Origin of the sequence: Bacillus sp. MSP13, from assembly GCF_000815295.1 — a bacterium.
Classification (GTDB): Bacteria; Bacillota; Bacilli; order Bacillales; family Bacillaceae; genus Bacillus; species Bacillus vallismortis.
This window is the reverse complement of the sequence record NZ_JXAQ01000009.1, coordinates 167,817-173,828: the sequence shown is the minus strand read 5'-3', so window position 1 is coordinate 173,828 and position 6,012 is coordinate 167,817. Positions and strand designations below refer to the sequence as shown.

6 protein-coding genes and 2 pseudogenes are annotated in these 6,012 nt (G+C 42.6%); all 8 read right to left on the bottom strand.

Going from position 1 to position 6,012, the window contains the following annotated elements:
• Positions 1-163 precede the first annotated feature (163 nt).
• The 8 genes and pseudogenes from SC79_RS10620 to SC79_RS10590 all read right to left on the bottom strand — a co-directional run bounded on the left by SC79_RS10620 (position 164) and on the right by SC79_RS10590 (position 6,010).
• The gene (locus SC79_RS10620) at positions 164-610 is read right to left on the bottom strand and encodes a universal stress protein (RefSeq protein WP_039074999.1); all 447 of its coding nucleotides are present in this window, start codon (positions 608-610) and stop codon (positions 164-166) included.
• Between the two features lie 102 nt (positions 611-712).
• On the bottom strand, positions 713-2,122 hold the full coding sequence (gene bglH, locus SC79_RS10615; protein WP_039075010.1) for an aryl-phospho-beta-d-glucosidase: 1,410 nt from the start codon (positions 2,120-2,122) through the stop codon (positions 713-715).
• Between the two features lie 22 nt (positions 2,123-2,144).
• On the bottom strand, positions 2,145-3,983 hold the full coding sequence (locus SC79_RS10610) for a beta-glucoside-specific PTS transporter subunit IIABC (RefSeq protein ID WP_039074998.1): 1,839 nt from the start codon (positions 3,981-3,983) through the stop codon (positions 2,145-2,147).
• A 296-nt stretch (positions 3,984-4,279) separates the two neighbouring features.
• Positions 4,280-4,423: a DUF2247 family protein gene (locus SC79_RS21000; protein WP_231559191.1), complete on the bottom strand. Its 144-nt coding sequence runs from the start codon at positions 4,421-4,423 to the stop codon at positions 4,280-4,282.
• Positions 4,424-4,658: 235 nt separating this feature from the next.
• The gene (locus tag SC79_RS10605; RefSeq protein WP_039074997.1) at positions 4,659-4,913 is read right to left on the bottom strand and encodes a hypothetical protein; all 255 of its coding nucleotides are present in this window, start codon (positions 4,911-4,913) and stop codon (positions 4,659-4,661) included.
• A pseudogene (locus tag SC79_RS10600) lies at positions 4,897-5,178 on the bottom strand (hypothetical protein); the annotation flags it as partial. The pseudogene SC79_RS10600 and the gene SC79_RS10605, both read right to left, overlap by 17 nt.
• Positions 5,179-5,263: 85 nt before the next feature.
• A pseudogene (locus SC79_RS21290) lies at positions 5,264-5,515 on the bottom strand (hypothetical protein).
• A 117-nt stretch (positions 5,516-5,632) separates the two neighbouring features.
• Positions 5,633-6,010, bottom strand: coding sequence for a hypothetical protein (locus tag SC79_RS10590; protein WP_231559188.1), 378 nt, complete (start codon positions 6,008-6,010; stop codon positions 5,633-5,635).
• Positions 6,011-6,012: the final 2 nt, after the last annotated feature.

Genomic DNA, 6,012 nt, shown 5'->3' with positions numbered 1-6,012 from the left:
GAGCTTATTAGCTCCCTCTACAAATTATTCAAAATCATCCAAGTTTCTTTTACTATAAATCACTAACCCTTTTCTAATTTTTTCGATGTTTATAAGATTTCTTAATTTTATATTTCGTAATTCAATTTTTTATTTTTTCTATTAGACCTAATCACTTATTCTTTTATCGAACAATCAATACCGGGCAGGGCGATAATTGAGACACTTTATGGCTGACGCTTCCAAGCATCATTTCTTTCAGTCCGCTGATGCCCCGGCTGCCGACTACGATCAGGCTGGCGCTTTTCTCTTTTGCGGTGTTTAGAATCTCATGCGCCGGCTCGCCTTGCGCGTAAATTGTTTCAGCTTGAACGCCGTTCTCGGCTGCTTGTTCTTTTGCCTTTTCAAGGATGTTCAGGCCTTCTTTTTTAACCTCGCCCCTGATTTCTTCAATAAAATGTTCAGGCACATAGACAATTCCCGTCAGAGAAGAAGTCGTAACGACGGCTTCTCTCCCCACATGAAGAATGCTTAGTTCCGCTTGCTGTTCTTTGGCCAAATGCACTGCTGCATCAAGCGCTTTTGCACTCATGTCTGATCCGTCAATCGCAACTATCATTTTGTTAAACATGCTCTTCCCGCCTTTCAGACTGTGGGTGGTTCATCTTTCTCTTTTATTGTCCGCCTGCTTCCGGTTATTGTCAATTGAAGCGCATGAGTATTCAAAAAGTTGTCAGAGACTCTCTCCATTTGTGGCGATGACCTGCTGATACCAGTCGAAGCTTTTTTTCTTGATGCGGTTTAATGTTCCGTTGCCTTCATTGTCCCGATCAACATAAATGTAGCCGTAGCGTTTGTTCATTTCCGCAGTGGATGCGCTGACAAGGTCAATCGGCCCCCACGACGTGTATCCGATTAGGTCGACACCGTCAGCAATCGCTTCCCGGGCTTCAATGAGGTGCTCTCGCAGATAGTTGATTCTGTAATCATCCTGAATAGAGCCGTCCTCCCCCACTTTGTCTACCGCACCAAGGCCGTTTTCCACGATAAACAGCGGCTTCTGATAGCGGTCATATAAGGTGTTGAGCGTGGTTCGCAAGCCCTTCGGATCAATCTGCCAGCCCCATTCAGATGATTTCAGGTAAGGGTTTTTGACGCCGCCCAGCAGGTTGCCCCCTGATTTTGCGAGTTCTTTTGGATCAGTGCTTGCCGCCATCGACATATAGTAGCTGAATCCGATGTAATCCACCGTATGTTCTTTCAAAATCTCTTCATCGCCATCAGCCATTTCAATTTCAATATGATTTTCTGCTAAGAAGCGTTTCATATAGCCCGGATACGCGCCTCTAGCCTGCACGTCAGAGAAGAAAAGGGTTTTGCGTTCATTCTCCAGTGCCGCGAAGACATCCTCCGGCTTAGGTGTCATCGGATAGGTTGTCGTTGCCGCTATCATACAGCCGATTTTCGAATCAGGGATGATCTCGTGGCCCGCTTTGACGGCAAGAGCACTGGCCACAAATTGGTGATGCGCGGCCTGGTACATCGCGTTTAATTTGTTTTCTCCTTCTTCAAAAACAAGCCCGCCTCCGGTAAATGGCGCATGGAGCACCACGTTAATTTCATTGAACGTCATCCAGTACTTCACTTTGTGCTGATAACGTTTGAAAACGGTTTTGGCATAACGTTCATAGAACTCGATGACCTTGCGATTCTTCCAGCCGCCATACTGTTTCACTAAACCGAGCGGCATTTCATAATGAGAGATGGTGACAACAGGCTCTATCTCATGCTTTAACAGCTCATCAAACAGATCGTCGTAAAAGTTGAGGCCTTCTTCATTTGGCTCCTCTTCATCGCCATTCGGAAAAATCCTCGTCCACGCAATGGATGTGCGGAATGCCTTAAACCCCATTTCCGCAAACAAAGCGATGTCCTCTTTATACCGATGATAAAAATCAATTCCGTGATGATACAGATTCAAGGACGTCATTGACTCATCAAATGGAGACATAATGCCATTCGGTGATACGTCAGCCGTTGAAAGCCCCTTGCCTCCCTCGTTATAAGCACCCTCGACTTGGTTAGCGGCAACCGCGCCGCCCCATAAAAATCCTTCTGGAAATCGTTTTGCATTTGAACTCATATTGATCACCCCATCAGTTTTTTTAAGATAAAGCAAGCAGCGCCTCTTTTGTCTGCACTTTGCCGATTTCTTTCACCGGCGATATCGAATATTGGTCTGTGTTGGTCACGATCACCGGGGTAATGACGTCATATCCCGCCGCTTTGATTTGTTCGAGATCAAAGGAAACGAGCGGATCGCCCGGCGCGACCTTGTCGCCTTCTTTGACGTGAGCGGTGAACCATTGTCCTTCCAGCTTCACCGTGTCCAATCCAATGTGTATGAGAATTTCAGCTCCCTGATCACTCGTAATGCCAATCGCGTGTTTTGTTTTAAAAATGGTGGTAACGCTGCCATTCACAGGTGAAACTACTTCTCCTTCTTCCGGCTCAATCGCGAATCCTTTCCCCATGATCCCGGCAGAAAACACTCCGTCATTGACTTCACTTAATGCCTTTACTTCACCTTTAATCGGGCTGTGAATGATTTCTCCGCTGCCTTCATGGCCATTTGTCACAGACGGCTGATGATCACTGTCAGACGGCACATCCTCGAATCCAATGAGATAAGCTGCCGCTGTTCCCGCCGCGAACGCAATCACAAGACCGATCATGGCGTAAATAAACGTTGGGCCGATAAAGACAGGGATACTCGGCAGACCCGCATTCCCCCCGACAATATAGGAAGCAACACCCGTCACACCGTAAAACGCTCCGCCGGCCGCGCCACCCAGCAAAGCCGCCGCGAACGGTTTTTTCAATCTCATATTCACGCCGTACATCGCGGGTTCTGTAATCCCCATCAGCGCCGTGACACTCGTTGTGAGCGCAAGTGATTTAAACTTTTTGTTTCTGGAGCGAAGGAAAACGGCAAAGGATGCCCCAGCCTGCCCCATATTCGCCAAAAACATAGCCGGAAGCAAGTAATCGTGCCCGTTTTGGGCGATGTTGTTAATCATAATCGGCACAAGTGCATAGTGCATGCCCGTCATAATGATTAAAGAGAATGTTCCCGCAAGCAAAATCATCGCAATAAGCCCTGCATGATCAAATAAAACATTTACACCGACAGACAAGTATTCTCCTAAAATAGCGCCTAACGGACCGACTGTCATCAGCGTCAGCGGCACAACAATCAGCAATGTCAGGGTCGGAACCACAATCAGCTTCAGAGAAGAGTGGGTGACCCGGTCAATCCACTTCTCAACATACGATGCGATCCAAATCGCCAGCAAAATCGGAATGACTGTTGACGAATACGTGGCAGCGGTTACAGGAAGCCCGATAAAGGAAATCGGTTTCCCCGCTCCAAGCAGCGCCGTCAAATCCGGGTGCAGAATCGCCGCCCCAATCGCCGCCGCTACATATGGATTGCTTCCGAACTTTCTCGCCGCGCTCATCGCAAGCAGAAGCGGCAGGAAGTAGAACGCGCCGTCACCGATAGCCGAAAGAATCACATGTGCCTGGCTCGTCTCTGTCATCCAGCCGAATGTAACAGCTAACGCAACAAGCCCTTTAATCATCCCCGCTCCTGCAATCGCCGGAAGAATCGGGGTAAACACACCAGAAATCACATCAAAGACCGCACTCAGCACATTCTTTTTTTGCGAGGATGAACCCGCGCTCTTCTCATCACTGAGATTGCTATGCCGCAGCATCGCCTGATACACCTTCGGCACATCGTTTCCGATAATAATTTGAAACTGCTCGCCGCTGATATTTGTGCCCATCACACCCGGCAGCCGCTCCAATTGACCGCGATCCGGCTTCGAATTGTCATGAAGGTTAAAACGAAGCCTCGTCATGCAGTGAATCACGCGCTGAACGTTTTCTTCACCGCCTACGAGTTGTAATATGTCTTTCGATAATTTATCATAATCCATGTGTATACCTCCTTTTTTTGGGGGGACCCGCTGGATGAAAGGTGGCCGCCTTTCTCCAGCTTTTTTTGTATCAAATGCCGCATCACCTCCTAAATAGAGAATAAAAAAAACCTAAATGACACAGATTGCGAGAGTCTCCTCCTGCACCTGCACCATTTAGGTTTTGCCTGCTTTCGCAGTAACAATCCTGACGGGTCGATGTATTTGTTTGTAGGTATACTTTAGCACTAGGTTTATTTTATGTCAACGCTTTCATTTTTGGTATTGACTAAGAGAATTACTTATTAAGGACTGTTTTAGTTATATAGCGGTAAGCCATTTTGTATATATTGTTTTTCTTTTACTAAAAAGTCTTGAAACAAATTGCATAATCTATTTATATTTTTCTCATAGGAATGTAAATGCGGATTGCCTGCGTCATTAGAAGGCTGATAATAAATAAAGCCTCCATATCTTCAGGGTAATTCATATCTGCGTAAACTTCTGCTAGCTTTAATGGGTGTATAGACATCAAATTCTATTTTCATAAGCTTTTTATCTCTACATTCTAATGTTTTTAACATGATTTCAGATTACCTTCTAATAATAGTTCAAACCCTATTCCCTGATGCACTTTCTTGAATGGATTTCTTTCAACCAATGGCACTTATACTGTACGTTCACGCTTTAGCAACTCTATTGATATCCGCCTATATCTTTTACTTTTTTTATAAGTACTCTTTTCCTGAATATATAAATACCTAAAGGGAATACAAAGAAAAATACACCATATGAAAAACCAGCAATCACATATAACTCTATATCGTTAACTTGATTGGCATTTGCTAACCAGATTGTCATGATAGTTAGAAATATTCCTGTTAGGGGGAAAACAATCTGAATGATTAATAATGATTCATTTATTTTTCCCTTAAATGAGGATTCCTGCATCAATTGAATCCTTTTGCAAAATTCCCCTAATATAATATTGATATCCCAAACCAATCCGTTCTAATTCTTTTCTTTTTTCTTTATTTTCACGAATAACTAACTCATCCAAAATTGTAAAGCCAACCAATACAGGATAATGTTTTCCCGTTTCAATTTCATAAGGACAGACGGAAGAAAAACCTGTAAATTCTACCCCTTCTATTTCAAGAATCACTTCCTCTTCGATATGCGGATCAAGTTTTTTAACAAGCGCCTTATATTTCATAGGAAAACCTCTTCGATTTTTTTATTATATTGAATGCAGATTAAAACCTTGAAAGGCTTTTTGCCAATCAAGGTTTTATCATTTGCTAAGACTCAAAAGACATTTTTTCTGTAAATTACACCGTCTTTTCTTACTAAACAACCTGCTAATCTTTGTGCAGCTCGATCAAAATAAAATGTTGACGGGAGATCTTTATCAGCAATTTCTTCTAACTCTAAAAATTTCTAGTTATTTTATTTAATTTGACTTTGCCCATAGTATTTTTATTAGGCCCAAATTTGTAAACCACACTTTCCTCATCTTCAAATTCCTTTAGTAATAAAATGTATGTAGCCAATGCTTTTTCCTCATATAATAAAATCCAATTCACTCCACTTTTCTTTTATCCATTCTAGTCCTTCATCGCTTCCTCTGTAAGGTATATAATACTTAAATCCGATTTTAAGCGTTTGCGCTATTCTTTAATAAGCACCTTTTTTGACAATATCCACCCATTTAAACCATAAGAAGCTTGTATTTTAAAGTATTGATAGCTATTTTCCTTAATATGATTCATTAATTCCTCTATAGAATCATAATCCATTGGCCAATAATAGGATTTACCTTTTTCTAATAACTCTTCATTCTCTAAAACAAACGAATTGATCTCTTCTTCAAAGATATCCAAAAGTATACTATTAGGTATCTGGTCTTCAAAATGAAAAGCGAAAAAATCTTCAAATACAATTTTAAATAGCTCTCCGTTATCGCTCTCCGAGAGTATTTGTATTATTGATGACTCGAAGTCTATTTGATAATTTAAAATTTTACTGTCGTGGATTTTCTCCATCATCG

Bases quoted from the DNA above. Each gene is read 5' to 3' on its own strand.
- SC79_RS10620 (WP_039074999.1), bottom strand. From the start codon at position 610: ATGTTTAACAAAATGATAGTTGCGATTGACGGATCAGACATGAGTGCA.
- SC79_RS10605 (WP_039074997.1), bottom strand. From the start codon at position 4,913: ATGCAGGAATCCTCATTTAAGGGAAAAATAAATGAATCATTATTAATC.
- bglH (WP_039075010.1), bottom strand. From the start codon at position 2,122: ATGAGTTCAAATGCAAAACGATTTCCAGAAGGATTTTTATGGGGCGGC.
- SC79_RS10590 (WP_231559188.1), bottom strand. From the start codon at position 6,010: ATGATGGAGAAAATCCACGACAGTAAAATTTTAAATTATCAAATAGAC.
- SC79_RS10610 (WP_039074998.1), bottom strand. From the start codon at position 3,983: ATGGATTATGATAAATTATCGAAAGACATATTACAACTCGTAGGCGGT.